At 62.3% G+C, this 24708-nt stretch carries 29 protein-coding genes; 17 read left to right on the top strand and 12 right to left on the bottom strand.

What is annotated here, in order from left to right:
• Window positions 1–48: 48 nt before the first annotated feature.
• Together RFM41_RS24435 and RFM41_RS24430 are read left to right on the top strand one after the other, a co-directional pair.
• The gene (locus RFM41_RS24435; RefSeq protein ID WP_320251685.1) at window positions 49–2355 is read left to right on the top strand and encodes an autotransporter outer membrane beta-barrel domain-containing protein; all 2307 of its coding nucleotides are present in this window, start codon (window positions 49–51) and stop codon (window positions 2353–2355) included.
• A 2-nt stretch (window positions 2356–2357) separates the two neighbouring features.
• On the top strand, window positions 2358–2645 hold the full coding sequence (locus RFM41_RS24430) for a hypothetical protein (RefSeq protein ID WP_320251683.1): 288 nt from the start codon (window positions 2358–2360) through the stop codon (window positions 2643–2645).
• Here the strand turns inward: RFM41_RS24430 and RFM41_RS24425 are convergent.
• Window positions 2634–3389, bottom strand: a complete 756-nt coding sequence (locus RFM41_RS24425; RefSeq protein WP_320251681.1) for a hypothetical protein — start codon at window positions 3387–3389, stop codon at window positions 2634–2636. The two genes, RFM41_RS24430 and RFM41_RS24425, sit on opposite strands and share 12 nt — an antisense overlap.
• 207 nt (window positions 3390–3596) lie before the next feature.
• Between RFM41_RS24425 and RFM41_RS24420 the strand changes: the two genes are divergently transcribed.
• The 6 genes from RFM41_RS24420 (at window position 3597) to msrA (ending at window position 6020) form a co-directional block, all read left to right on the top strand.
• On the top strand, window positions 3597–4322 hold the full coding sequence (locus RFM41_RS24420; RefSeq protein ID WP_320251680.1) for a glycoside hydrolase family 108 protein: 726 nt from the start codon (window positions 3597–3599) through the stop codon (window positions 4320–4322).
• Complete coding sequence (locus tag RFM41_RS24415) at window positions 4319–4522, top strand: Pam3-gp28 family putative phage holin (protein ID WP_320251678.1); 204 nt, start codon at window positions 4319–4321, stop codon at window positions 4520–4522. The genes RFM41_RS24420 and RFM41_RS24415 overlap by 4 nt, the downstream gene beginning before the upstream one ends.
• A 108-nt stretch (window positions 4523–4630) precedes the next feature.
• Complete coding sequence (locus RFM41_RS24410; RefSeq protein WP_320251676.1) at window positions 4631–4870, top strand: ABC transporter permease; 240 nt, start codon at window positions 4631–4633, stop codon at window positions 4868–4870.
• Window positions 4855–5049, top strand: a complete 195-nt coding sequence (locus RFM41_RS24405) for a hypothetical protein (RefSeq protein WP_320251674.1) — start codon at window positions 4855–4857, stop codon at window positions 5047–5049. The genes RFM41_RS24410 and RFM41_RS24405 overlap by 16 nt, the downstream gene beginning before the upstream one ends.
• Window positions 5049–5372: a hypothetical protein gene (locus RFM41_RS24400; protein WP_320251672.1), complete on the top strand. Its 324-nt coding sequence runs from the start codon at window positions 5049–5051 to the stop codon at window positions 5370–5372. Before RFM41_RS24405 ends, RFM41_RS24400 begins: the two co-directional genes overlap by 1 nt.
• A gap of 126 nt (window positions 5373–5498) precedes the next feature.
• A complete protein-coding gene (msrA, locus tag RFM41_RS24395) occupies window positions 5499–6020 on the top strand; it encodes a peptide-methionine (S)-S-oxide reductase MsrA (protein WP_320251670.1) in 522 nt (173 codons plus the stop codon).
• A gap of 105 nt (window positions 6021–6125) precedes the next feature.
• Here msrA and RFM41_RS24390 read toward each other — a convergent pair whose 3' ends face one another.
• Window positions 6126–6302, bottom strand: a complete 177-nt coding sequence (locus RFM41_RS24390; protein WP_320251668.1) for a hypothetical protein — start codon at window positions 6300–6302, stop codon at window positions 6126–6128.
• A 187-nt stretch (window positions 6303–6489) separates the two neighbouring features.
• Between RFM41_RS24390 and RFM41_RS24385 the strand changes: the two genes are divergently transcribed.
• Window positions 6490–6750 carry a hypothetical protein gene (locus RFM41_RS24385; RefSeq protein WP_320251666.1) on the top strand — a complete coding sequence of 87 codons (261 nt, stop codon included), beginning with the start codon at window positions 6490–6492 and terminating at the stop codon, window positions 6748–6750.
• 26 nt (window positions 6751–6776) lie between these two features.
• On the opposite strand, the gene RFM41_RS24380 is transcribed toward RFM41_RS24385, so the two are convergent.
• From RFM41_RS24380 to RFM41_RS24370, 3 genes are all read right to left on the bottom strand, one after another.
• On the bottom strand, window positions 6777–7415 hold the full coding sequence (locus RFM41_RS24380) for a hypothetical protein (RefSeq protein WP_320251665.1): 639 nt from the start codon (window positions 7413–7415) through the stop codon (window positions 6777–6779).
• Between the two features lie 448 nt (window positions 7416–7863).
• The gene (locus RFM41_RS24375; protein ID WP_320251663.1) at window positions 7864–8304 is read right to left on the bottom strand and encodes a GFA family protein; all 441 of its coding nucleotides are present in this window, start codon (window positions 8302–8304) and stop codon (window positions 7864–7866) included.
• A gap of 120 nt (window positions 8305–8424) precedes the next feature.
• The gene (locus RFM41_RS24370) at window positions 8425–8856 is read right to left on the bottom strand and encodes a hypothetical protein (RefSeq protein ID WP_320251661.1); all 432 of its coding nucleotides are present in this window, start codon (window positions 8854–8856) and stop codon (window positions 8425–8427) included.
• A gap of 71 nt (window positions 8857–8927) precedes the next feature.
• Between RFM41_RS24370 and RFM41_RS24365 the strand changes: the two genes are divergently transcribed.
• Entirely contained in the window at window positions 8928–9092 is a 165-nt protein-coding gene (locus RFM41_RS24365; RefSeq protein ID WP_320251659.1) for a DUF3309 family protein, read from the top strand.
• A gap of 22 nt (window positions 9093–9114) precedes the next feature.
• Here the strand turns inward: RFM41_RS24365 and RFM41_RS24360 are convergent, their stop codons facing one another.
• On the bottom strand, window positions 9115–10980 hold the full coding sequence (locus RFM41_RS24360) for a CHASE3 domain-containing protein (protein WP_320251658.1): 1866 nt from the start codon (window positions 10978–10980) through the stop codon (window positions 9115–9117).
• A gap of 698 nt (window positions 10981–11678) precedes the next feature.
• On the opposite strand from RFM41_RS24360, the gene RFM41_RS24355 reads away from it, so the two are divergent.
• Window positions 11679–12902 carry an anion transporter gene (locus RFM41_RS24355; RefSeq protein ID WP_320251657.1) on the top strand — a complete coding sequence of 408 codons (1224 nt, stop codon included), beginning with the start codon at window positions 11679–11681 and terminating at the stop codon, window positions 12900–12902.
• A gap of 50 nt (window positions 12903–12952) precedes the next feature.
• On the opposite strand, the gene RFM41_RS24350 is transcribed toward RFM41_RS24355, so the two are convergent.
• On the bottom strand, window positions 12953–13543 hold the full coding sequence (locus tag RFM41_RS24350; protein ID WP_320251993.1) for a TetR/AcrR family transcriptional regulator: 591 nt from the start codon (window positions 13541–13543) through the stop codon (window positions 12953–12955).
• 83 nt (window positions 13544–13626) lie between these two features.
• On the opposite strand from RFM41_RS24350, the gene RFM41_RS24345 reads away from it, so the two are divergent.
• Window positions 13627–14508, top strand: a complete 882-nt coding sequence (locus tag RFM41_RS24345; RefSeq protein WP_320251655.1) for a crotonase/enoyl-CoA hydratase family protein — start codon at window positions 13627–13629, stop codon at window positions 14506–14508.
• A 2-nt stretch (window positions 14509–14510) separates the two neighbouring features.
• On the opposite strand, the gene RFM41_RS24340 is transcribed toward RFM41_RS24345, so the two are convergent.
• The 5 genes from RFM41_RS24340 to RFM41_RS24320 form a co-directional block, all read right to left on the bottom strand.
• A complete protein-coding gene (locus tag RFM41_RS24340) occupies window positions 14511–15590 on the bottom strand; it encodes an HPP family protein (RefSeq protein ID WP_320251653.1) in 1080 nt (359 codons plus the stop codon).
• 327 nt (window positions 15591–15917) lie between these two features.
• The gene (locus RFM41_RS24335) at window positions 15918–16226 is read right to left on the bottom strand and encodes a cupredoxin domain-containing protein (protein WP_320251652.1); all 309 of its coding nucleotides are present in this window, start codon (window positions 16224–16226) and stop codon (window positions 15918–15920) included.
• On the bottom strand, window positions 16223–16747 hold the full coding sequence (locus RFM41_RS24330) for a DUF4142 domain-containing protein (protein ID WP_320251650.1): 525 nt from the start codon (window positions 16745–16747) through the stop codon (window positions 16223–16225). The genes RFM41_RS24335 and RFM41_RS24330 overlap by 4 nt, the downstream gene beginning before the upstream one ends.
• Window positions 16748–16855: 108 nt before the next feature.
• Entirely contained in the window at window positions 16856–17554 is a 699-nt protein-coding gene (locus RFM41_RS24325; protein ID WP_320251648.1) for an RNA polymerase sigma factor, read from the bottom strand.
• A gap of 140 nt (window positions 17555–17694) precedes the next feature.
• On the bottom strand, window positions 17695–18867 hold the full coding sequence (locus tag RFM41_RS24320) for a cystathionine beta-lyase (RefSeq protein WP_320251646.1): 1173 nt from the start codon (window positions 18865–18867) through the stop codon (window positions 17695–17697).
• A gap of 486 nt (window positions 18868–19353) precedes the next feature.
• On the opposite strand from RFM41_RS24320, the gene RFM41_RS24315 reads away from it, so the two are divergent.
• The 5 genes from RFM41_RS24315 (at window position 19354) to RFM41_RS24295 (ending at window position 24443) form a co-directional block, all read left to right on the top strand.
• On the top strand, window positions 19354–20382 hold the full coding sequence (locus tag RFM41_RS24315) for an amino acid ABC transporter substrate-binding protein (protein ID WP_320251644.1): 1029 nt from the start codon (window positions 19354–19356) through the stop codon (window positions 20380–20382).
• A 62-nt stretch (window positions 20383–20444) separates the two neighbouring features.
• The gene (locus tag RFM41_RS24310) at window positions 20445–21632 is read left to right on the top strand and encodes an amino acid ABC transporter permease (RefSeq protein ID WP_320251643.1); all 1188 of its coding nucleotides are present in this window, start codon (window positions 20445–20447) and stop codon (window positions 21630–21632) included.
• Between the two features lie 4 nt (window positions 21633–21636).
• A complete protein-coding gene (locus RFM41_RS24305; protein WP_320251641.1) occupies window positions 21637–22794 on the top strand; it encodes an amino acid ABC transporter permease in 1158 nt (385 codons plus the stop codon).
• 74 nt (window positions 22795–22868) lie between these two features.
• On the top strand, window positions 22869–23672 hold the full coding sequence (locus RFM41_RS24300; protein ID WP_320251639.1) for an amino acid ABC transporter ATP-binding protein: 804 nt from the start codon (window positions 22869–22871) through the stop codon (window positions 23670–23672).
• Window positions 23673–23774: 102 nt separating this feature from the next.
• Window positions 23775–24443, top strand: a complete 669-nt coding sequence (locus RFM41_RS24295) for a TIGR02117 family protein (protein ID WP_320251637.1) — start codon at window positions 23775–23777, stop codon at window positions 24441–24443.
• Window positions 24444–24708 lie beyond the last annotated feature (265 nt).

Here is a 24708-nt window from a genome sequence, read left to right as displayed (position 1 = left end):
ATCTTTTCAAGCCTCGCTTTCGGGGGGCTTTTTCATGGAGCAAGCCTTATGGCCCGACCTGCAACTGCCGCCGTTCGCCTGCTGACCGGCGAGCGCGAACCCGTGCGCCTGGCGACGATCGCGAACATCACCCTTTACGGCCTGCAGACGATCGACGGCGTGGCGGCCGAAGTAGGCGACCGCGTGCTGGTCAAGGACCAGGCCGACCAGGCCCAGAACGGCATCTACACCGCGAGCGAGGGCCAGTGGTTCCGCGCTGCCGACGCCCGCACCGCGCGCACGATGCAGAAGGGCACCACCGTGCATGTGCAGGAGGGAGCGGTTTCGGCCGATCGTGTCTATGCGTTCGAGACGCTGGATCCTGTGATCGGCGCCGACCCGATCGTGCTCAGCTTCTATCTTTCGCAAGACACGCTGGGCGACGCGGTGAACGCGGCCAGTGCCGCCGCCGCCAGCGCTGCAGCGGCACTCACCTCCAAGAACGCGGCGGCCACCAGTGTCACCAATGCGGCCGGCTCGGCCACGGCCGCCTCCGGCTCGGCAAGCGCGGCGTCCACATCAGCTGCCAATGCCGCGACCAGCGCCACCAATGCCGGCACTTCGGCAACGGCTGCAGCCGGCTCCGCTTCCACCGCTGCCGGTTCGGCCACCAGCGCCGGCACCTCGGCAAGTGCTGCCGCCGGCTCGGCTTCGGCCGCTTCAGGCTCGGCCACGACCGCCTCCGGCTCGGCGACCAGCGCCGCTACCTCGGCCACCAACGCGGCGGCGAGCGCCGTCGCTGCCGCCAATGCCGTGGCGGCTCTTGGCTACACCTTTTCCACCAGCACCGCCGATGCCGACCCGGGCAACGGCACGCTGCGGCTGAACAGCGCCACCGCCGCCTCGGCCACTGCCGCCTATATCGACAATCTCGATTCCAGCGGCGCCACGGTGAGCGGCATCCTGGATACGTTCGACGACAGCACCAACACGATCAAGGGCCAGCTCACGCTGCGCTCAAAGGCGTCGGCGGCAATCGCCTATGTCTACAACGTCACCGGCCCAGTGGTGGACGGGACGGGCTATCGCAAACTGACGCTCGCCTATGTCAGCGGCGCCGGCACCTTGCCGACAAGCGCGGATGGCATCTGGCTGATCTTCACCCGCGCCGGCGACAAGGGCGCGGATGGGCTGGGCAGCGGGGACTTCACCGGCCCGGCCAGTTCGGTGACGGACAACATCGTGACCTTCGCCGGCACCACGGGGAAGGCCGGCAAGGATAGTGGCATAGCGGTGGGCAGCCTTGTCGCAGGGCCGGCCTCGGCCGCGGCCGACAACATCGCCACGTTCAACGGCACGACCGGGAAGCTGGTGAAGGACAGCGGCGTGGCGGTGGGAAGCTTGGTTGCTGGGCCTGCATCGGCCGCGACCGACAACGTCGCCGCGTTCAATGGCACGACCGGGAAGCTGGTGAAGGACAGCGGCGTGGCGGTGGCGAGCCTGGCGACTGGCCCAGCATCCGCAACGTCAGGCAATCTCCCCAGCTTCAACGGAACCGGCGGCAAAGCGCTTCAGGACAGCGGTATTGCGGCAAGCAATCTGGCGAAACTCAATGCCAACAATGCCTTCTCATCAGCTCAGATGATCGGTCTTTCTACCGGTCAGGCCATCGGCGTCAGCGGCAGCCCTGCGGCGAACACTTCCGGGCTGACCATCAACACCGTTAGTCCCGCAACCGGCGCCGGCGCCTTCATTTCATTCAACCGTATCGGAGCCTACGCCGTCAACTTCGGTCTCGATACCGACAACAAGCTGAAAGTCGGCGGCTGGTCGATGGGGGCAGTCGCCTATGAAATTCTTAACCAGAACAATTATCCCACTTATCTGGACACCCGTTACCTACAAAGCACTGCAAATAATGCAACTGTCCAAGCTGCTTCCGGCACTGCGATCACGTTCACTGGCATTCTTGCCGGCGTCAAAGAGATCAAGATCATGGCTCGCGGCATCAGCTTTGCAGCGACCGGCAGCTTGAAAATGCGAATTGGCCCGACCGGCGGCCTTGCGGCTACCGGCTATGAAGGCGGCTACGGCTTGTTCCAAGGCGCCTCAAACGCGATTGCAGTCACAGATGCAATGTTTTGCGCTCAAACAAATAATGCTGCAGGCACGGTCATGTGTTTCGGGAAGCTGGTGTTGATGGATGCCACTAACAATGTGTGGGGTTGGTTTGCGACCGGATATTCCCCCGGTGCGAACGCGTTTGTTCTTTCCAGCGCGATTGCTCTTTCTGGCCCGCTTTCGCAGATCAGCTTTTATGAGTCGGGGGGCAGCACGTTCGACGCTGGCACCCTCAACATTGCTTGGAGCTTGTAGCCATGGAACGCACCCTAGATGTCATGACGGGCAAGGTTACGGAAAACCCCGATTGGGTTTTGGAAAATCCCGCTCCCGCGCCGCGCCCGACCGCGCTCAAATCGATCGTGCAGGCGCGCATCATCGCCGCCGGCAAGATGGGCGATGCCTATGCTGCGTTGATCACCAACCCTATCTATTTCGCTCGGTGGTTCGCTCCCGATCATCCCGTCGTTTATTGCGACGATCCGGACGCCGTGTCGCTTGTCACCGCGCTCGGGCTGGATCCTGCGGTGATCTTAGCTCCGTGATCCTTCAAGCGCTGAAAGCATATTTGCGGTGTGTTGCCTTTTGAGAAAGAGCAGGCGTTGACGGCGCGCGGCGTCCATATGAATTGCCATTGACGTTGAGTGCCGGCTTTCGTGAATCCAATCATCGTCAATCCGATCAAAGAGAGCATCTTCGATAGGGATATCATCCGAGATCGGTGACTGTAGTAGGCTGGCCTCGTGCAACTCGTGGCGCTTGAGTGACCGGTAAAGCTGTCTCCAATTCAGACCGCCGGTGTCCATATCGTCGAGCCAGTCCTTGCCGAAGTTCAATCGAGCGTGGGGCAATCTATCAAAATTGAAAAAGGCAAAGCCCGGCCAAAGATACCACCGACCATCGGGAAGCGGCTTCACGGTGCCCCCTACGGTATAGCCTTCCAGCAGATGGAAAGGGTCTGTTTCCTTCACCGGGAAGATATCGTGATCGAGGACGCCAACCATGGAGGGTCGGTTCGGAACTACGATGTTGGCCCACGCCCAATTGAGAGCGTAGCCGTGTGATCGACTGCCGTCGTTGCCATCCGTCTTCTTTTTCACCCACGGATTGCCCGTAACAACGAAATAGCGAATTCCCGCCGCTGCACAGACATCCTGGATGGAGGCTTTCGCAGCAGTGTTATTCGAGTTATCAACGACAAGATGAACTGCCCCTGGAACGTAGTGTGCGATGAGCTTTGTCTGCCACTCAATGACTTGAGGGTCATTGAAAGCGACTGTGATCAGCACATTTCGGTTCCGAATATCAGGAATAGCTGCCCGATTAACATTCCGGGCGAGCGCTAACCTCTCCCCGATTTGGTAGCGAGCATGGTTCTTACGGTCGACCAGCGGGCGAAGATGTAGCCATTCACGGCGAGAGTATTTCGAAAGGGAGCGAGGCATTGCTCACTTCTATACTCTTGCCGCCTAATCCACAATCAGAGGAGAAGTCCCATGGACCGCAATTTCGCGCGTGCCCTTTCGCTCGTGCTTAAATCCGAGGGCGGCTGGTCGGACAACCCCGCCGATCCCGGCGGAGCGACCATGAAAGGCGTCACGCTCGTCAATTTCCGCCACTACGTCAAAGGTGATGCCACCAGAGCTGACCTTCGCGCCATCAGCGACGACCAAGTCGCCACGGTCTATCGTCGTTTCTACTGGGACACCGTAGCCGGCGCAGAGCTTCCCGACGGCATCGACTATGCCGTCTTCGACTTTGCCGTGAACAGCGGGCCGGGAAGGGCGGCGAGATATCTGCAGGCGGTGCTCGACGTTGGCCAGGACGGCCGCATCGGTCCGGCGACGCTCGCGGCGGCGAGGGCAAAGCCCGCCGGTGTCGTCATCGATGCGCTCTGTGACTCGCGGCTCGCCTTCCTCGAAAAGCTGCCGACCTGGCCGAGCTTCGGGCGGGGTTGGAGCGCCCGCGTCGCCTCGGTGCGGCGGCAGGCCCTGCTGATGTCCGCGTTGCCGGAGCCTGCATCGGGCGATGACGTCGCGCCAGCGGCAACGCCCGTCGACGCTGGATCGCCGGGCGTAACTGACGCACCCACCGCGCCACTCAAATCCGCATCGCCCGGCAACGCCGCCGGCATCCTCGCGCTGATAGCGCTGGCGCTCGGCTCGCTCGCCGCCTGGGCCACGCATCTTCCCTGCAATCTTTTCGGAGTGTTCTGCCAATGATTGCCGTCATCATCCGCATCGCCTTGCGCTATGGCGCGGGTGTGCTTGTCGCCCGTGGCCTTCTGGGTGCCGACGACGCCGCGGCGTTTTCCGCCGATCCCGACATCCAGATGGCGCTGGAGACCGGTCTTGGTCTCGCCATCGGCGCCGCGGCCGAGTGGTGGCATCTGCTCGCGCGCCAGTTCGGCTGGGAGCACTGAAATGGAGAACCTCAAGTCCGTCCTCACCCAGCTGATCGAGCAGGCGAGGCTGTATGTGATCGTCGGCGGCGTCTGCTTCATCGCCGGTCTCCTCATCGGAGCACTGCTATGAGCGCGCTTCTGGCATGGTTTCTCACCAATCCGACAGTCCTGGCGATCGGCGTGGGCATTATCGGCGCGCTTGGGTGGGGGTTCCACCAGCGCCTCGCCGGCGCGCGGGCCGAGCGCAGCAAGCAGGCTGAAGCGGAGGACGCGGCCCGGAATGTCGCCGACCAGATCGACAACGACATCGGCGCCTTGCCGGATGGCGCGGTCAGGAAGGAGCTAAAGTCATGGGCAAGGGACTGATTGTCGCCGTCATAGCTACCGCACTTGCCGGTTGCACGACGGCCAGGGGCGGCTTCTGCGCCGTCGCCTCGCCGATGCGCCTCTCCGACAGGGCGGTCGACGCGCTGTCGGATCAAGAAGCCAGGGCGCTGCTCGCGCACAACCGCAAGGGCGAAAAACTCTGCGGCTGGAGGCCGTGATGCATGACATCTTCGATCTTCTGGGCATCAAGGGCCAGGTCGTGGCGGCAGGTCTCGCCGGCGGCGTGCTGAGGGCGCTGTCGCGTCATCGCTACAAGCTGCGCGAGATGATTGCCTCGCCCATCTGCGGCGCTTTGGCCGCCGCCTATCTGACATTGCCCGTCGTTGCCTGGGTTCAGGCAAGTGACCTGCCGATCCCTGAAGCCGCCAACGACACCACCACGCTTGCCGCCGCTTTCCTGATCGGCGTCTCGGCGATGTGGATCTCGGACATTGTCTTCGAGCTGGTGGTGCGAAGATTCAGACAGACACCGGATTCCTAAGCGCAGCGGAGGCGTTGTCGACGATACGACAACACTTCGATCCCGGTGCCGGCGTTCACCCGTTCGAGCCGCTGGAAGAATCCAGGCGCAACGCCTATCTATGGAGCAATCCAAAGGAGGTATGACATGTCTTCTTCCACCGAGCGCGCGGTCCTTGCTGGCGGCTGCTTCTGGGGCATGCAGGATTTGATCCGACGCTTGCCCGGCGTGATCTCAACGCGAGTGGGCTACAGCGGCGGCGATGTTCCCAACGCCACCTACCGCAACCACGGCACCCACGCCGAGGCGATCGAGATCACCTTCGACCCGGCCAGGACCAATTTCCGTACGCTTCTCGAATTCTTCTTCCAGATCCACGATCCGACGACGAAGAACCGCCAGGGCAACGATATCGGCACAAGCTATCGCTCGGCGATTTTCTACACCAGCGACGAACAGAAGCGGATCGCCGAGGACACGATTGCCGACGTCGACGCGTCCGGCCTGTGGCCTGGCAAGGTCGTTACCGAGCTCGCCCCGGTCGGGCCCTTCTGGGAAGCCGAGCCAGAGCATCAGGACTATCTCGAGCGCTATCCCAACGGCTACACTTGCCATTTCGCGCGGCCGGGCTGGAAGCTCCCGGTCCGCCGACAGGCGGCCGCATCATAATCATCGCTGTTTGACTTAGGCTTTACGCACTTTGATCCGCCCGCCGTGCCGGAAGGCATGGCGGGCTTTTCGCGTTCCGGCCCTGTCGCCCCGGGACGGGCAGGCTCAGCCCTTGGCGCGGCGGCCTTCGTGTTCGTGGGTGCCGATCCAGTGGGCGCGGATGCGGTCGCTGGCTTCGAGATAAGCCATGTCGATCAGGTAGGTCAGAAGCTTTTCGCCATCGGCTTCGGCCTTCTGGCGAAGTTCTCGCAAGATCCCCTGCGCAAACTGCAGGTTTTCCATTTTGCTAGGCTGGTTCATGGGTGCCCCCCAAATGTATGCGCGGTAAGTTTGGCTCACTATGCTTGTATGAAGATTGTGGCCTCGCTCGCGGCGAAGCTGTGCTCGGTTGCACCGATGTCCGATCAACGAACCTGTTGGACATTGGGCGGAAATGTCGATATTTTACGCGCCCAATCGGATAGCGACCATGCACGAAGACGAGGGCAGCACTCCTGACAAGTTGCAAGCCATGCTTGACGTGATTGCCAGGAGCGGGCCTTCGAACGAGAGCGGGCAGGCCGATTTCGGTCGGCTGAGAGCCGATGCCGCCAAGGCCGCCAGCGTGCTGATCGAATTTTACGGCGATGCAGCCCTGGAGCGGGCCAAGCTCATTGAGCGCCGATCGCCCCAGTCGCAGTTCGCGCGCATGGTCACGGCTGAAGTCGGCAGGCGCGGCAAGCGAAGCTGACCTTGAAACAATCGGTGAAAGCGGCCTCAGGACGATCTTCGCCTCCCCGGTCTTCCGTCAAGCCGCTGCTCGACCTCTTCCTCGATATTATCCAGAAGATAGGACATCAGGTCGTGTCCGATCGATCGCGCTATGTCCTTGGCCTGCCCGACATGGCTGTGGATCTCGCGCAGCGCCTGCTCCTCGCACCCGGCACCGTTCGTTAAATCAACGAACCAGCCAGGATAAAGGGCCGCCTCGCCAACCCCGTCGACGTAACACTGGCCGACTGCCAGGATCTTGCGCAACCCCATCTTCTCGGAACGGACCCTATAGATTTCCCTGAAGCCGGACCTGCGCTCTACGGCCTTGCGGATAGCCAGCCGAACCCTTGAGCGGTCGTCCTGGTCGATGCTTTGCATGCATCGCTCCAGCGACGCGCCGTGCGAGAATTCGTCGAGTGTCAAACCGAAATAGTCTGAAAGATTGACGTCGCCATAGACGCGGTCACGCTTAATGTCCCAGGTCCAGAACCCGTCGATCGGTGGATACCGCATATGCATGTTGCGGCCGTGTTCAAGCGCCGATGTCATGAAAACCGCCCGTCCGGTTTCAAGATTCGGCAGTACTATGTAGCAAAAACGAAAAGAAACAAAGATGGCCTTTTGTACAGGGCCTAAAGTCATTACGCTTGCCGATCATGGCAATTTTAAACGTCATGTTCGCTATGGCCGGAAACAGGAGTGATTTTAAAAAATTCTTGAGCCGAAAGAATTTTCACCTTGGCGCCACAACTACAGCTTGTACTTCACGAGATAAGCACTGCAGGTGGGCAGGAGGAGCAACCTCGAAGGTTGTATTGTCATAGGAAACATGGTTGAAAATTCTTATATTTGTAGGGTGGGTAAAATTCTGTTGTCTGAAACCGCGCCGTCCACGACTCGTGTTTCGCCACGTTCCAAAATGCTAGCGGCAGCTGATTGGCCGGCAAACCGACCGCTGGTTGAAAAAGCAAAACTTCGAGGAAAGTCCGCGCATATCAATCGGTAGCCAAGCGCTTCCCGGGACTGCCCGGTGGCGACCGCTGGAGTGAGGGTCGTCGTCGTTCCGACCAAAGTCCGCCAAGAGTCCGACCTAAGCTGACTTTTGCTGTGGCTCCGCGCCGGGTTCATCGCCTGCAGCCGAATCATCGGCGACGCGGTCATGCTCGAATTGACGCGCCGCGGGTAGGGGATGCAACCAGGGCTCGCGGCGTCCGACCCAGAGTTCGTAGCTCGGCACCAACCCTTCGGTTGGCGCAACGTCCAGACTGCCGATCGTGACCTCTACCTCGTCATCGCCGACGAACGGAACGCGGCTTCCGCAGCTAGGGCAGAAGCTTCGAGTGCCATAGCTGCTGGTGATGCCGGTGGTTTCGAACGCTTGTAGCGGCCATACGGCGTAGGCGTGGAAGGCCGATCCGCTTGTCTTGCGGCAGTCCTTGCAGTGACAGAGGCCGACCCGGAGCGGCTCGCCAGTGACGCGGAACTGCACGCCGCCACACAGGCAACTGCCGCTGCGCGCGATTTCAGACATTGCCGTTCCTTCCTGCGGTTATGCGCGGAGCCAAGTCTCTCTCGCCTGGCAAGTCCCGCTGCCGGCTGCTAAAACCGGCGAGAGATTGTAATGGTTCCGTGCCGAAGCAAGAAGCAAAGGTCAGTCGGGAAGGTTGATCGGCTCCTCGCACCGATAGACGCGGCACTCGCCGTCCTTGGTCGGAACCGCCGTCGAGACTGGCACTTCCGGCCAGTCGCATTCGTTACCGAACTGCCGAACGAACCGGTCATAAGTGTTCGGACCCGTGGTCAAGACCGCGGCATGATTGCTTTTGATCAGCGCCTGCGTCTGCGCGCAAGTCATCGCGCGCGTGTCAGGCCGGGCGTAGGCGGCGCTCACGCTGCACAACATTGTGCCGGCCCATAATATCTGGCCTGCGGTAAATGCCATCGACTGGGTTCTCATGGACACCGGCTTCAGGTTTCCGGTGCCAATATGGATCACAGCTAGAACACCGCAAGATATTTGAGCAGCGAAATGGCCGCCATACGTGTCGACCGCAGACAGCGGTGTCAGCGTCGGGCGGAACATGCGCGCGGCTCGTGAGTTCACTTCCTCGATAACGAAGCGCGGTATCGCACAGTCAGAAAGAGGAAAAGACCATGGGCCTCGGCACGATTCTCGTCATCATTCTCATTCTCGCCTTGCTTGGCGGTTTCAGCGGCCTTGGCGGCGGACCTTTCTACGGAACCGGTTATTATGGCGGCGGCGGCCTCGGGCTTGTCCTGGTTATCTTGATCATCCTGGTGCTGCTCGGCCGCATCTGACAGCCCAACACGCGAGCAGGCCTCAGGGTGTCGCCAGCGCGTCCCTGAGCTTCGCTGCCAGTTGTTCCAGTGTGAACGGCTTGGTGATGAAGTGCACATCGTGGTCGAGCACGCCGTTATGCACAACCGCGTTGCGCGTGAAGCCGGTCATGAACACCACTCTCAGCGAATGGGAATGCCTGCGCGCCTGTTCGGCAAGCTGGCGGCCGTTCATGACCGGCATGACGATATCCGTCAGCATCAGGGCGATGGCCGGATGTTCGCCGAGCTTGCGCAGCGCCTCTTCGCCGCCCGCAGCCTCGATGACAGTATAGCCGAGTTCCTGCAGCGCGGCCGCCGTCGAGGCACGCACACGAGCATCATCTTCAACGAGCAGAACGGTTTCGGTTGCCGGGACATCGGTCCTGCCGCCTGCCTTCGCCGATGGTGCCGCTTCCCCTGCACCCGTGAAGCGAGGAAGATAGATCTTGATCGTCGTGCCTTCGCCTGGCTCCGAATAGATTTTGACGTGCCCACCGGATTGCTTGACGAAGCCGAACACCTGGCTGAGCCCGAGTCCTGTGCCTTTGGCCGCAGGCTTGGTGGTGAAGAACGGTTCGAAAGCCCTGGCCATGATGTCTGGCGACATGCCTGCGCCCGTATCGGTCACCGCAATCATGACATATTGGCCGACCTTCACCTCCGGATGCGCCACCGCATAGGCTTCGTCGAGAAAGCAATTGGCCGTCTCGATGGTAAGCTTGCCCCTATCCTCCATAGCGTCGCGCGCATTGACCGCCAGGTTGATGATGGCATTCTCGACCTGGCTCGCGTCGGCATGTGTTTTCCACAGTCCGCCCGCCAGCACCGTTTCGATCTCGACCGCATGGCCGAGCGTGCGGCGCAGAAGGTCCGACATGGCGGTGACAAGGCGGTTGGCGTCGACGACCTCGGGCGCCAGCGGCTGCTGCCTGGAAAAGGCAAGCAGCCTGGCCGTGAGATTGGCGGCGCGCGCCGCGGCATCGGCCGCCGCCTCGATGAAGCTCTGTACGTCGTGCTCGCCGCGGGCCAGCTTGCGATGCGCCAGGTTCATGGCGCTGGTGATGACGGCCAGCATATTGTTGAAATCATGCGCGATGCCGCCCGTGAGCTGGCCAACCGCCTCCATCTTCTGCACCTGGCGGAGTTGTGCTTCCGCCTTTTCACGCGTCTCGATCTCGTTGAGCAGCGCCACGTTTTTGGCGCTCAAAGCGTCCTGCGCCGTGGCGACGTCCTGGAAGCGGCGGCTGGATTGGCGGATCGTATAGATGCCGAGCAGGAAGATGCCCAGCAGCGCGGCGAACGAGCCGGCACGCAACCAGCCTTCGATCTGCTCCATTCGCTCCGCGCGGGTCGCCAGGCTCGCGCCATCGATGCGCCGGATCGCGTCGATATTGGCGCGGATCTGGTCCATGTCCAGCTTGCCCCTGCCGCCGCGCACGATGTCCAGCGCTTTTGCCGTGTTGCCCGTGTCGTAGAGCCTGATCGTCTCCGCGAGCTCGGTCTGCTTGCGCGCAAGCGCGTCCTTGATGCCGACGACCTGTTGTGCTCTGTCGCTGCCGGCCGGAAACATCTCGTCGATGCGCTTAAGCAGTGCCGGCAGCGCATCGACCGCATGCTGGTATGGCAGCAGGTAGTTCTTCTCGCCTGTCAGCAGATAACCGCGCTGGCCGGTCTCCTCGTCCTGGGCGAGCGATTGCAGGCTCGAGAGCAACTGCTGGGCCTCGATCGCTTCGCGGCTGGCGTCGCGGTCCGCGACCTGCACCTCGGCGAGGATGGCACGCACGGCGATGATCAGCGCGACAACGGCAAATCCGGCAAGGAGCGGAAGCGTTTGCCATCGCAGGGCGCGTCGCAGTCGGACGATCATTGCTTTGTTGGGCCCGGGGAAACCGTGAAGTTCAGCAAGTGGTAGGCGGCGGCAAAGCGCTAGGCAATAGCCAGGTCAATCACGCAACGAATGCAGCAAGTTAGCCGGGCTGGGCGTCAAACTTTGATGGCGGCAGGCCCGGCAGATGGAGCTACGGCAGCACTTGGCGGCCGCCCCCCGGGGTCTCGCTAGCCCCCTTGTTCTGCGCGATTCCGAACGGAAGGCTACGGCGAAGTCGCCGAGCTTAACCGCTCACACTTTTCCTGGAATTGCTCTATCTCTCGCGCCCGCTGCAGTCGAGGCAGACGATGCTGCGTCCCGGACAATTCAGCCGATGCGTGCCTTCCGGACAGCAATGGCCGTTCGAGCTCAGCCAGCGCTCGCAAACGAAAACCTTCTTGGCCCCGTGACAGCGGGAGCATTCCTGCGGACGCGTCAATTCCTCCCGTGACGGGATGCGATGCTCCGCTTCAACGACCGTGTTCATCCGTTTAGTCCCCAACGCCCTGGATTGACGGTCACATATGTTAATTAACCATTCTTTACATTAGAGTCTATGAATGTGAAAGCCACGAAACTGTCGTCGCGCTTTTCACGCCTGCACGCTTCCCCTTTGCATCGCCCCTGCTAGAAGTGATGCGCGTCCATGCGCCGGCAGATTCTGGCGAGCAGGGCAGGCAACGGGAACCTTCTTTGCAATGACATGGACTGGCGCGGGCGCGCTTTTCATCCTGGTCGCCACCTATGCCGGTGTGGCCGTCGGCCGCATCCCGGGCCTGCGCCTCGACCGCGCCGGCATCGCGCTGCTGGGCGGGGCCGCCATGATCGCCATCGGCGCGATCGGCATCGAGGACGCCTACAAAGCCATCAATTTCGACACCATCACGCTGCTGCTCGGCATGATGATCGTGGTCGCGCATCTGAAGGTTTCGGGGGCGTTTCGCGCGCTTGGCGGTTTTGCCATCGAGCATGCCCATGCGCCTTTCATGCTTTTGGTGATGGTGACGCTGTTGACCGGCGTGCTCTCTGCCTTCCTGGTCAATGACGCGATCTGCCTTGTGATGGCGCCGATCGTCGTCCATGTCACACGGGTCATCAATCGCAACCCCGTGCCTTACCTCATCGCCACCTGCACGGCCTCGAATTGCGGCAGCGTCGCCACCATCACCGGCAATCCGCAGAACATGGTGATCGGCGCGCTGTCGGGCATTTCCTATCCGGCCTTCACACTGGCGCTCGCGCCGGTTGCGTTGTTCGGCCTGTTCTGTGTCATCGTCATCGTTCGTTATGTCTACCGTGCTGAATTCTCCCGCCCCGCCGAACTCAGTCCGGAAGTCTATCGCGGCCGCATGCTGCCCGGGCAGGTGCTGAAGGCCACCGTCGTCTGCCTGCTGCTGGCGCTCGCCTTCTTTGCCGGCGTCCCCGTCGCCAAGGCGGCGCTGATTGCCGGCGCTTTCCTGCTGGTCACCCGGGCAATCAAGCCGAGACGCATCTACCGCGAGATCGACGGGCCGCTGCTTTTCATGTTCGCCGGCCTGTTCGTGGTGGTGGCGGGTGCCGAACGCACGCTGCTCACGCCCGATATGATCGCCTGGGCGAAGGGTGTCGGCCTCGACGATGTCTGGCGGCTCTCCGGCTTCACCGCGGTGCTTTCCAACATCATGAGCAATGTGCCGGCCGTGCTGGCGCTCCGCCCCTTCATTCCCGGGTTGGAGGATCCGCAGCGTGCCTGGCTGGTCGTGGCGATGAGTTCGACGCTTGCCGGCAACTTCACGCTGCTCGGCTCGGTCGCCAATCTGATCGTCGCCGAGCAGGCAAAGGCGGCCGGCAAGGAGCTTTCCTTCTCCGCCTTCTTCAAGGTCGGCCTGCCGCTGACGCTGGTGACGCTTCTAGCCGGCACGGCCTGGCTGGCTTTGTCCTGAAGATACTGCCTCTCGGACCGCTACAATCGACGCGCCGGGGCCGTCACGCTCTAAGCTTCGTGCTTGCCCGCCATCCTCGCCCGGATCAGCGTCGCGGCGGCATGGCCGGCGGCGTTGACGTAGTCGGGATTGTGATGGATCAGCATGCTGGAAAAGGCGCCGTCCATCAGAAGCACGATCTCGCGTGCCAGCATCTTCGCTGCGCCGACATCGTGACTTGAAAGAGCGCCGGCCAGCCATTTTTCGAAATTGGTCTTGTGGCGCGCTCCGGCCTTCACCGCTGGGTGCCCTGGCATCGCCGCCAACTCTGCCGCCGTGCGCAGGAAGCCGCAGCCCTTCCATTTGGGGTGCCGAGCCACCCGCGCCAGATTGGTGAAGATCGCCTCGACCTTTTTGTCTGCGCCGCCCTCCGCAGCGTTGAACCAGCCCGCCATCTGCTCGAGATTGGGTTGGTCGCGCCCATCGAGATAAGCCGCGATCAGATCGTCCTTGCTCTTGAAATGGTAGTAGAGCGTGCGCTTGGTGAGCCCGGCTTTCTCGGCCACGGCATCGACACTGACGCGGCCGATGCCTTCGGCATAGAAGAGCCTGGTCGCCGCGTCGACGAGACGTTTTCGGGTAGGGTTGACCTTTTCGCTCATCATGTAAGTATACCGACTAGTGAATATACAAGCAACCGCAAGTCTGCTCCTTATCCAGCTGAACCGCCGGAAAGGGAAAAGTCATGACCGAACTTGTGCTGAGCGAGACGCGCGACCGCGTGGCAATCCTCACTCTCAACCGCCCCGACAAGCTGAACGCGCTGAATTACGCGCTGATCGACCGGCTGCTTTCGCTCCTCGACCTGATCGAGACCGACGATAGCGTGCGCGCCGTCATCCTTACCGGGGCAGGGGAGCGCGCCTTTTCCGCCGGCGCCGATATCCACGAATTCTGGTTGAGCGTGGCCGAAGGCAGCGATGTCGCGTTGCGCGATTTCGTGACGCGCGGCCAACGCCTGACGGCGCGGCTGGAAGCCTTTCGCAAGCCGGTCATCGCAGCCGTCAACGGCCTGGCTTTCGGCGGCGGTTGTGAGATCACCGAAGCGGTACCGCTGGCGATCGCCAGCGATCGCGCCTTGTTTGCAAAGCCCGAGGTAAAACTCGCCATGCCGCCGACTTTCGGTGGCACCCAGCGCCTGCCGCGGTTGGCCGGCCGCAAACGCGCGCTGGAACTGCTGCTCACCGGCGATGCGTTTTCACCCGCGCGGGCGCTGGAGCTCGGCCTTATCAATCAGGTCGTGCCGCATGCGCAACTGATGCCGGCCGCGCTCGACCTTGCCCGCCGCATCATCGGCCATTCGCCGGCTGCCGTCTCCGCTATCCTCACCTCGGTCGCCCGTGGCATCAACCACAGCATTGCCGAGGGCTTGCTGGTCGAGGCCGAGCAGTTCGCGCGCATGGCCCCCACGGCCGACCTGCGCGAAGGCCTGAGCGCCTGGATCGAGCGGCGCAAGCCGAGCTATGACGGGACATGGACCCATGTCACCCGGCCGGCCGAGGTAAGACGAGCGGCGCGGCGGCTCGATCGAATGCCGAGCGGGGACATGCCGGATGGTCGGACCTAGCGCTATGCCACCGCTTTCAGCGGCGCCGGTGCCTGCACGCGCGCGGCCGCCGCCAGCAGGTCGGTCTGGGTGATCAGCCCAAGGATCTGCCGGCCGCCATCAACGATCACCACGGCATGGCTGTGGCCGTCGGTCAGCACCGGCAGCAGGCTCATCGCCGGCGTGTCGGGCGAGGCCGTGCCGGCTTTCGACATCACCCCTTTCACGGTGTCGGTCGCTTGTGTCAGCTCGCGCAAGCCGACTGCGCCGGTGAGACGGCCGTCCGTGTCGACCACTGGCAGGGTGCGGATGTTGTGGTCGATGAGCTGTTTGCGCGCCTCATCGGCGGAGGCCGTTTCCGTCACCGAGATCACATCGCGGGACATGATGTCCCGGCAAAGCAGCGTGCGCTGCGAGCGCATCATCGCCTGCAGTTCGACCTGCCGCAGCAGGCGCTCGAGGTCGTCACGGTCGATGTCGAAGGTCTCGTCGAGCGCCGAGAGCGCGGCGTCGACATCCTCGGGCCGGAAGCCGACGCGCTCTGCCGGCGGCCGGTCGGCGGTGCCGTGTCCGCTGGCGGCAGACACATGCACATGCGGATAGTTGCGCCGAGACAGCTTATGGAAGAGGAAGCCGAGCACGACCAGGATGGTCGAATTCAGCGCCACCGGCACGAAGGGAAACAGGAAGCCCGCGGCGGCAACCGCCGGCCCGCCGAGCACGCCGGTGAGAGCCGCGGCACCCCCCGGCGGATGCAATGAGCGTGTGAACGACATGGCGGCGATCGCCAGCGCTACGGCAAGGCCGGAGGCGATCACCGTGTCATGCACAAAATGCGCGACCGTCACGCCGACCAGCGCCGAAATCGTGTTGCCGCCGACGATCGACCAGGGCTGCGCCAGCGGGCTCGACGGAACGGCAAAGAGGAGCACGGCGGAAGCGCCCATTGGCGCCACCAGCATCGCCACAAGTGGGCCACTGCCCATTGCGAGCCCGCTGATCATGCCGGTGAGCGCGATGCCGATGGTCGCGCCGATGCAGGCAAGCAGCCGTTCGCGAAGCGTCGCACCGGCAAGGATCGGAACGAAAAGGCGAAACGCCATGTCAGGCCCTGTCAAACGGGGAGTTTTGTGCGATGGGCAATGCCGCCAAGGGCGGAAATTGGAAAGCCAAACCAATTCGTTTCGTCGGCGCTAAGGGGAATATTATTGCGCGACGCGGAGCCGTGTTATGCCGCCAACGGCCTCTACTTTGTCAATCGCGTCAATCCTTTACGGCCGTTTGCGGTATCGGCTCGGCAATTCGCCCGAATGTCCTGGCCTTGGCGAGAAGTGTGCTTGTGCAGCATACGCCAACCGGGCTGCTTCCGACATGAGAGGATTGCCAAGTTAAAGCGAGGCGCGGGTGCGCCTCGCTTTCCGGTGGGGTGATCAAGGGGCTACGTCGACGTGGCCCTTCATGTTGGGGTGGAAGCGGCAGAAATAGTCCACTGACCCCGCCGCCTTGAGCATGACCTTGCCCTTCGACTTTGCCGGGATCGTCACATCCCAGCCGCCTTTGACCGTGGCGGTGTGGGCGAGAATATCCTTGTTCGTCCACTCGATCGTATCGCCGACCTTGGCCTGAACGCTTGCCGGCAGAAAGACCATCTTGTCGATCGTCACCTCGATGGTCGCTGCGAGCGCCGGCGTCGCGATGAGCACCGACGCAAGCGCCGGCGCAAGAAGCAGCGGTCTCATTTCAACATGCCGGCGACATGTTCGGCATGCTGCTCATGCCCCTCGAAGATCTTGAGGCCAGTCTCCAACAGGCTCTTCAGCTCGGCATTGCTGGCCGAGGGGATGAGCAGGGTTTCGAGCGCGCTGTCAACCTGCTTGTGATAAGCCACTTCGTTCTCGATATAGGCCTTGTCGAAGGCAGCACCTTTCAGTTTCACCAGCTTCGCGCGCTCCTCCTTTGCGGCCTTGGCCAGGGCCTTGCTGGTGTCGTTGTCCTCGGGCGTGACCTTCAGCTTCTTTACCAAGTCGAGCGCTTGTTTGTTCACCGCTGCATGGTCGCGCTCCATGTCCTTGGCGAAGTCGACGACTTCCTTGTTCTCGGACTTCTTGATCGCCAGCTTGGCCGCTTCGATGTCGATCGTGCCGGCCGTATAGGCGATATGGGCGATCTGCGGGTCGGTGGGCTTTTCGGCGGCTAGGGCCAGCGGCGGCGTGCTCACGAGGAAAAAGGCGGCGAGGGCGGCGGTTGATCGCATAAGCATGGCATCTCCTTCGCCCGGCGGCGTTGGCCTCGGGCTTCATCTGGTGTTGACTGCCATTGGATGCGGGCGAGAATGAAACGTTCCCGGGAAAAGGTCGGGAGATCGAAATCAGGACTCGAATCCCAGCCTTTTCATCACCGCCTGCGTCAGCCGCTCGCAGCGCCGGCCGGCGAAGGGGAAGGCGTCGAGCAACACCGGGCCGATCTCGTCGTCCAGCGCCTTTCGCACCAGCGCTCGCGCCCGGTGCAGCCTGGTCTTCACCGTCTCGGGCTTCACGCCCAGCAGGTCGGCGGTTTCCTCGATGCTGAGGCCTTCGATGACACGGGCGACGAAGACGGTGCGATAGACATCGGGAAGGCTGTCGGTCGCCCGTTCGACAAGCCCGAGGATCTGCCGCTGCGCCATCGTCCGCTCCGGATCGTCACCTGGATTCAAGTCGTTTGGGTTCAAGGGAAACCGGATGATCTGCGCTTCCGGATTTCCGGGCATCGCCACGATTCGCTTGCGCTTTCGCAGCCGGTCGAGCGCTTCGTTGATGACGATGCGCGACAGCCAGGTGGAAAGCGAAGCCTCGCCGCGAAAGGCGCCGAGATTGGCGAAGGCGCGCATATAGGCCTCCTGCACGACGTCCTCGGCCTCGGCGTCGTTACGCACCACGCCGCGCGCGATGCGGTAGAGCCGCTGGTTGTGTGTCTTGATGATGGTGCGGAACGCATTCGGATCGCGTACAAGCGCCCGGCGTACCAGTGCCATGTCGCCGGCCTCGGCCGCACCGATTTCGGCCGCTTTGACAGCGGGCTTTCTCATCGCGCCCGATCTCCCGACAGCTGTTGCATCCGCGATTGGATGCGCCTGCCGACAAAAGGTTCCCGAGTTGGTTGCGCGGGGATGCTAGCGCTTCGACAGAGGTTTGTCTGCCGTGGTGGATTTCTCCGCCGGTCGGCCCGTCACCCGGCAGCGGCCGCCGCTGCGAGCCCGCGCACAATGTCGGCTTTTAGGTCTTCGACATCCTCAAGCCCGATCTGCAGGCGGATCAGCGAGCCGGCATATGGACCCTTGGCAAGCGTGCGGTCGCCGAGGAAGACCGGAACGGCGAGGCTCTCATAGCCGCCCCAGGAATAGCCGAGGCCGAAGATCTTGAGCGCATCGAGGAAGGCGTGCTGGGCCTTCTGCCCACCGCCGTCGAGCACGATCGAGAAGATGCCGCTCGAGCCGCAGAAATCGCGCTTCCAGAGAGCGTGGTCGGGATGGCTTTCCAGCGCCGGGTGCAGCACCTGCGCGACCCCCGGCTGCTCCTCCAGCCAGCGCGCGATGTCGAGCGCGCTCTTGCGGTGATGTTCGAGCCGCACCCCCATCGTGCGCAGGCCGCGTAGCACCTGGTAGATGTCGTCCGGACCGGAACAGCAACCCAGGGTGCAGAAGCCGTCGTAGAGCTGCTTCCAATAGGTCTCGTTGGCCGACACCGTGCCCAGCAGAACATCGGAATGGCCGGCCGGATATTTCGTCGCCGCATGGATCGAGATGTCGACGCCATGGTCGAGCGGCTTGAAATAGAGCGGCGTCGCCCAGGTATTGTCCATCATCACGATGGCGTTCGCCGCATGCGCCGCCTTGGCGATCGCCGGGATGTCCTGCACCTCATAGGTGTTCGATCCCGGCGATTCGGTGAACACCACCTTGGTGTTGGGCTTGATCAGCGAAGCGATGCCGGCTCCGATGCGCGGCCCATAGTACTCGACCTCGACGCCGAGCCGCTTCAGCATCGTATCGGCGAAGTGGCGGGTCGGGTTGTAGACGCTGTCGACGATCAGCAGGTGATCGCCCGCGGCAAGGAAGGCGAGCAACGGTATCGTCACCGCCGCCAGCCCCGAAGGCACCGCGATCGTGCCGGCCGAACCCTCCAGCGCATCGACGGCGAGCGTCAGCGCGTCCATCGTCGGCGTGCCGCGCGTGCCGTAAGTGTATTTCTGGCTGCGCCCGGCCATCGAGGCGGCGTCGGGATAGAGCACGGTCGAGGCGTGCACGACCGGCGGATTGACGAAGCCGAAATAATCGCGCGGGTTGTTGCCGGAATGGGCAAGCAGCGTGTTGATGCCCATTTCGATGCCGTCTTTAGCCATGGTTCGTCGCCAGCCAATTCATGTAAGGGGTCGAATGATGTCAGGGGACCAGCCATAAAGCGGCGGCAAAGCCCGCGCAACCGCGCCGGGCCCGCCAAAGGCCGGTCTTCCGCTAGGCCAATCCAACGGCGTGCGCGCCCAATAAAGCGCCGCTATTCCCGAAGCGGATTTTGCTACCCGGCCATGGATTCGCGCCGGCGAAACTTGGCTGATTTGTTTGCATGGCCTGCCGGTTTCATGGTGCTCTTGTCCGCAATTCAGGCATTTGCGGCAATTGCTTTTCAAACCGGTCCGGATTCGGTCATTTCCCTTGACCTCACAGGAATAATCGCCTTCGATGCGTTTCGTGAATGGGAGGCAGCGCATCGGCAAACCGATGCAGGTCCGGGAGTGGGCCTTGAAGTGGGAAGCTGCATTCACAAACGAAAAAAGATCAAGCGTCGCCTGGCAGCAGGGACGCCTGTAACAGAAAAGGGTCTGTGGGTCATGAAACACATTGCAACCGGCATTCTTGGCGCCGCCGCGCTCGGGTTCATGGCGTCCGCGGCTTCGGCCGGCACGCTCGATACCGTGAAGCAGAAGGGGTTTATCCAGTGCGGCGTCTCGACCGGCCTCGCCGGCTTCTCGGCGCCGGACGACAAGGGTGAATGGAAGGGCATCGATGCCGATTTCTGCCGCGCCGTCGCGGCCGCCGTCTTCGGCGACGGCACCAAGGTCAAGTTCACGCCACTCAGCGCCAAGGAGCGTTTCACCGCCCTGCAGTCGGGCGAGATCGACATCCTGTCGCGCAACACCACCTGGACCAGCAACCGCGACAGCGCGCTTGGCCTCAATTTCGTCGGCATCACCTACTATGACGGACAAGGCTTCATGATCAACGCCAAGAAGCTGCCGGGCGTGAACTCCGCGCTGCAGCTTTCAGGCGCCGCTGTCTGCGTGCAGAGCGGCACCACGACGGAGCTCAACCTCGCCGACTACTTCAAGAAGAACAAGATGGAGTACAACCCCGTCGTGTTCGAGAAGCTGGAAGAGGTCAACGCCGCCTATGACGCAGGCCGCTGCGACGCCTACACCACCGACCAGTCCGGCCTTTACGGTATCCGTCTGACGCTGTCCTCGCCGGCCGACCATGTCGTGCTGCCCGAGATCATCTCCAAGGAGCCGCTCGGCCCGGCTGTGCGCCAGGGCGACGACCAGTGGGCGCATATCGCGCGCTGGACGTATTTTGCGCTGCTCAATGCGGAGGAAGCTGGCATCACGCAGGCCAATGTCGACGAGATGAAGACGTCGACCGATCCGAACATCCAGCGTATCCTTGGAACCGAGCCCGACGGCAAATACGGCGCCGATCTCGGCCTGTCCAACGACTGGGTCGTCAACATCATCAAGGCTGTCGGCAACTACGGCGAAATGTTCGAGCGTAATGTCGGCTCGGGCAGCCCGCTCAAGATCGCGCGCGGCATCAACGCGCTGTGGACCAAGGGCGGCCTGCAATACGGTCCGCCGATCCGCTGATTGAAACGTGATCCGGGAGGCAGGTTGTCTGCCTCCCGGTTTCTCTTTCCAGGGGATGGTCCATGGCTTCGCAGGAAATCCTTCGCGAGGAGCCGAGCCGCGGCTCCTTCATCAATGACCCAAGAATACGCAGCCTGTTCTTTCAGACGCTCGTCGTGATCCTGCTGTTCGGCTCGATCTGGTGGATCGTCCACAACGTCATCGAAAACCTCCAGCGCCTGCACATCGCGTCAGGCTTCGGTTTCCTCAGGAGCAGGGCCGGCTTCGACATTTCCGACACGCCAATCGCCTACACATCCGACTCGACCTATTTTCGCGCGCTGGTCGTCGGCTTGCTCAACACGATCATCGTTGCTGTCGCCGGCATCGTGCTCGCCACGATCGTCGGCTTCACCATCGGCATAGGCCGCCTGTCGCATAACTGGCTCATCCGCAAGATCTGCACGGTCTATGTCGAGATCTTCCGCAACATCCCGCCGCTGCTGGTCATCTTCTTCTGGTATTCCGGCGTGCTGGCCGTGCTGCCGCCGCCGCGTGAGAGCATCCACCTGCCTTTCGGCTCCTTCCTCAACCAGCGCGGCTTCTATTTCCCGCGCGCCGTTTGGGGAGACGGCTCCTGGCTGATCGGCGTGGCATTGCTGCTCGCCATCGCGATGGCCTGGTTTGTCGCCCACAGGGCGCGACAGCGGCAGAGGGCGACCGGCCAGCAATTCCCGGTCTTTTGGACTTCCGTGGGGCTTATTATCGGCCTGCCGGTGCTCGCCTTCCTGCTCAGCGGCATGCCGCTCACCTTCGACTTCCCGAAGCAGTCGACCTTCAACCTGACCGGCGGCTTCTGGGTCAAGCCGGAATTCCTGTCGCTGTTGCTGGCACTTTCCTTCTACACGGCGGCCTTCATCGCCGAGATCGTGCGCGCCGGCATCCGGGGCGTCAGCAAAGGGCAGAGCGAAGCGGCGGCGGCGCTCGGCCTCCGCTCCGGTCCGATCCTGCGGCTGGTGGTCATCCCGCAGGCCATGCGCATCGTCATTCCACCGCTCACCAGCCAGTATCTCAACCTGACCAAGAACTCCTCGCTGGCCATCGCCATCGGTTATCCCGACCTCACCGCCACCGCCGGCACTGTGCTGAACCAGACCGGACAGGCGGTGGAAGGCGTGTTCATCATGATGATTGCCTATCTGGTGCTGAGCCTTGTGACGTCCTTTGTCATGAATATCGTCAACGCCAGAATGGCGCTGGTGGAGAGGTAGGGCCATGCAGGAACACGACATGTCCTGGGTGCGCACCGAGATGGCGCTTGCTCAGCCGGCGCCGCCTACCGAACGCGGCGCCTACGCCTGGGTGCGCAAGAACCTGATCGGCTCGGTCGGCGACACCATCCTCACCATTCTCGGCATTGCCATTGTTCTCTGGATTCTGCCGCAGGTCATCAACTGGGCCTTCATCAACGCGCAATGGACCGGGCCTGACCGTACGGTCTGCACCACCGTCGCGCAGGGCGGCATCCAGCCTGACGGCTGGACCGGTGCCTGCTGGGCCTTCGTCAACGCCAAGTTCGGCCAGTTGATGTTCGGCACCTACCCGATCGAGGAGCGCTGGCGGCCGATCCTGGTCGCTATCCTGTTCGTGGCGCTGCTGGTGCCGATGCTGATCCCGCGCGTGCCGCGCAAGGGATTGAATGCGATCCTGCTGTTCGTAGCGCTACCGATCGTGTCCTTCTTTCTGCTGGTCGGCGGCGTATTCGGACTACCGCATGTCGAGACCCCGCGTTGGGGCGGGCTGCTCGTAACGCTCAGCCTCTCCTTCGTTGGCATTGCAGTGTCGCTGCCTTTGGGCATCGTGCTGGCGCTCGGGCGCCGTTCGAAGATGCCGATCATCAAGGGGCTCTGCATCGTCTTCATCGAGACGGTGCGCGGCATTCCGTTGATCACGGTGTTGTTCTTCGCCAGCGTCATGCTGCCGCTGTTCCTGCCCGCGGGCGTCACCTTCGACAAATACTTGCGGGCGTTGATCGGCGTGTCGCTGTTTGCCGCCGCCTATATGGCCGAAGTGGTGCGCGGTGGCCTGCAGGCGATCCCGAAGGGCCAGTATGAGGGCGCCGACTCGCTCGGCCTTGGCTACTGGCAGAAGATGGGCCTGATCGTCCTGCCGCAGGCGCTCAAGCTGGTCATTCCCGGCATCGTCAACACTTTCATCGGCATGCTCAAGGACACCAGCCTAGTTCTGATCATCTCGATGTTCGACCTGCTCGGCGTGGTGAAGCAGAACTTCGCCGATCCGAACTGGGCAACGCCGCAGACCCCGAAATCCGGCCTGATCTTTGCCGCCTTCGTTTTCTGGCTGTTGTGCTTCGGCATGTCGCGCTATTCAATGTACACCGAACGCCGGCTCGACACCGGCTACAAACGCTGATGCATGTCGCCCAAAAGTGTGTAGCGGTTTGGGGTAACGACATGCATCAAATCAAAAGATAAGGGGAATTGGATATGGCCTCCGAAAACGCCGTCAGCGCGGAAGACCTCAAGGTCAATGCCGGCAAGATGCATGTCTCGACCACCGATGTCGCCATCGACATCGTCGGCATGCACAAATGGTATGGCGAGTTCCATGTGCTGAAGGACATCAACCTCAAGGTGATGCGCGGCGAGCGTATCGTCATCTGCGGTCCGTCCGGTTCCGGCAAGTCGACCATGATCCGCTGCATCAACCGGCTGGAGGAGCACCAGAAGGGCAAGATCATCGTCGACGGCAAGGAGCTCACCAACGATCTGAAGAAGATCGACGAGGTGCGCCGCGAGGTCGGCATGGTGTTCCAGCACTTCAACCTGTTTCCGCATCTGACCATCCTGGAGAACTGCACGCTGGCGCCGATCTGGGTGCGCAAGATGCCGAAGAAGCAGGCCGAGGAGATCGCCATGCATTTCCTCAAGCGCGTCAAGATCCCGGAGCAGGCCAACAAATATCCGGGCCAGCTCTCCGGCGGTCAGCAGCAGCGCGTGGCGATCGCCCGTTCGCTCTGCATGAACCCCCGCATCATGCTGTTCGACGAGCCGACCTCCGCGCTCGACCCGGAAATGATCAAGGAAGTGCTGGAGACGATGGTAGGGCTGGCGGAAGAGGGCATGACCATGCTTTGCGTCACCCACGAGATGGGCTTTGCCCGCAAGGTCGCCAATCGGGTGATCTTCATGGATCAGGGCCAGATCGTGGAGCAGAACACGCCGGCCGAGTTCTTCGACCATCCGCGTCATGAGCGCACGAAGCTCTTCCTTTCGCAGATCCTGCACTGAGCGATCTGACGCCGACTGGAAAAGCCCGGCCGTGAAACGGCCGGGCTTTTTTGTTATCGGGCGTTGAGAGTTAGCTCGATGGAACTGGACCGCCCCACCTTGATGAGAAAGCTCCGGCGTTTCCTGGCGATGCTGGTTGCCGCGGTGCTTCTTGCCGCCGCGCTCGGCACGTTGGTGCCGCGCCCGCTCTGGCCCGCGGCGATGGCCGAAGGCGAGGGGACTCGGCACATCCTTGTGCTGAAGAACCAGATCCACACCGACATCGCCGTGCCCTTCGACGATGGCGTGCGCCGACGCTTTGCTTTCCTCGCCGATGCCGGTCTGCCGATCGAGGCGCCGGAGGCGCGCTACATCGTCTTCGGCTGGGGTGGCCGCGCCTTCTATCTGGAGACGCCCACATGGTCGCAACTGAAGGCTGCGCCAGTGCTGAAGGCGCTGACGCTCGACGCCTCGGTGATGCATGTCGATGTTGCCGGCGCGATCAAGGAGGAGCTGCCAGACGTCATTGGCTTCTACGTCGACGACGAGCATTTTTCGGCCCTGCTCGATTACATCGCCGCGAGTTTCCAGCAGGGGCCCAACGGGCCAGTGGTCATCGAGAATGCCGGCTATTCAACCTATGACCGTTTCTACGAAGCCAACGGCCATTTCAACGCGCTGGTCGGCTGCAACACCTGGACAGCGGCCGCGCTGCGCACCGCCGGTCTGCGCACCGGCTGGTGGAACCCGCTGCCGGTGTCTCTGTGGTGGTCGATGAGGCTGTACAACTGAGGGTTCTTGTGACACGCCGCGATCCCTCGCGCCCCCCTCTGTCCTGCCGGACATCTCCCCCCCCGAGTGGGGAGATTGGCGGTTTCGACGCCCCGCTCCATCCTACAACGTTGGCGATTAGCGAAATCGTCGGCGAAAGCTAATCTCCCCCCAAGTGGGCATAGGCGCTAAGATAGGGATTGCGGCGCGGAATCGGTTGTGATTCTACGCTGGGGATGACACACGAATCGCTTGTTGATGACGGCTGGGCCGAGACGATTGAGTT

It is taken from the genome of Mesorhizobium vachelliae, from assembly GCF_033977325.1.
In the GTDB taxonomy this organism is placed as follows: domain Bacteria; phylum Pseudomonadota; class Alphaproteobacteria; order Rhizobiales; family Rhizobiaceae; genus Mesorhizobium; species Mesorhizobium vachelliae.
The sequence above is the reverse complement of the archived record's forward strand: the minus strand, read 5'-3'. Positions and strand labels throughout refer to the sequence as shown.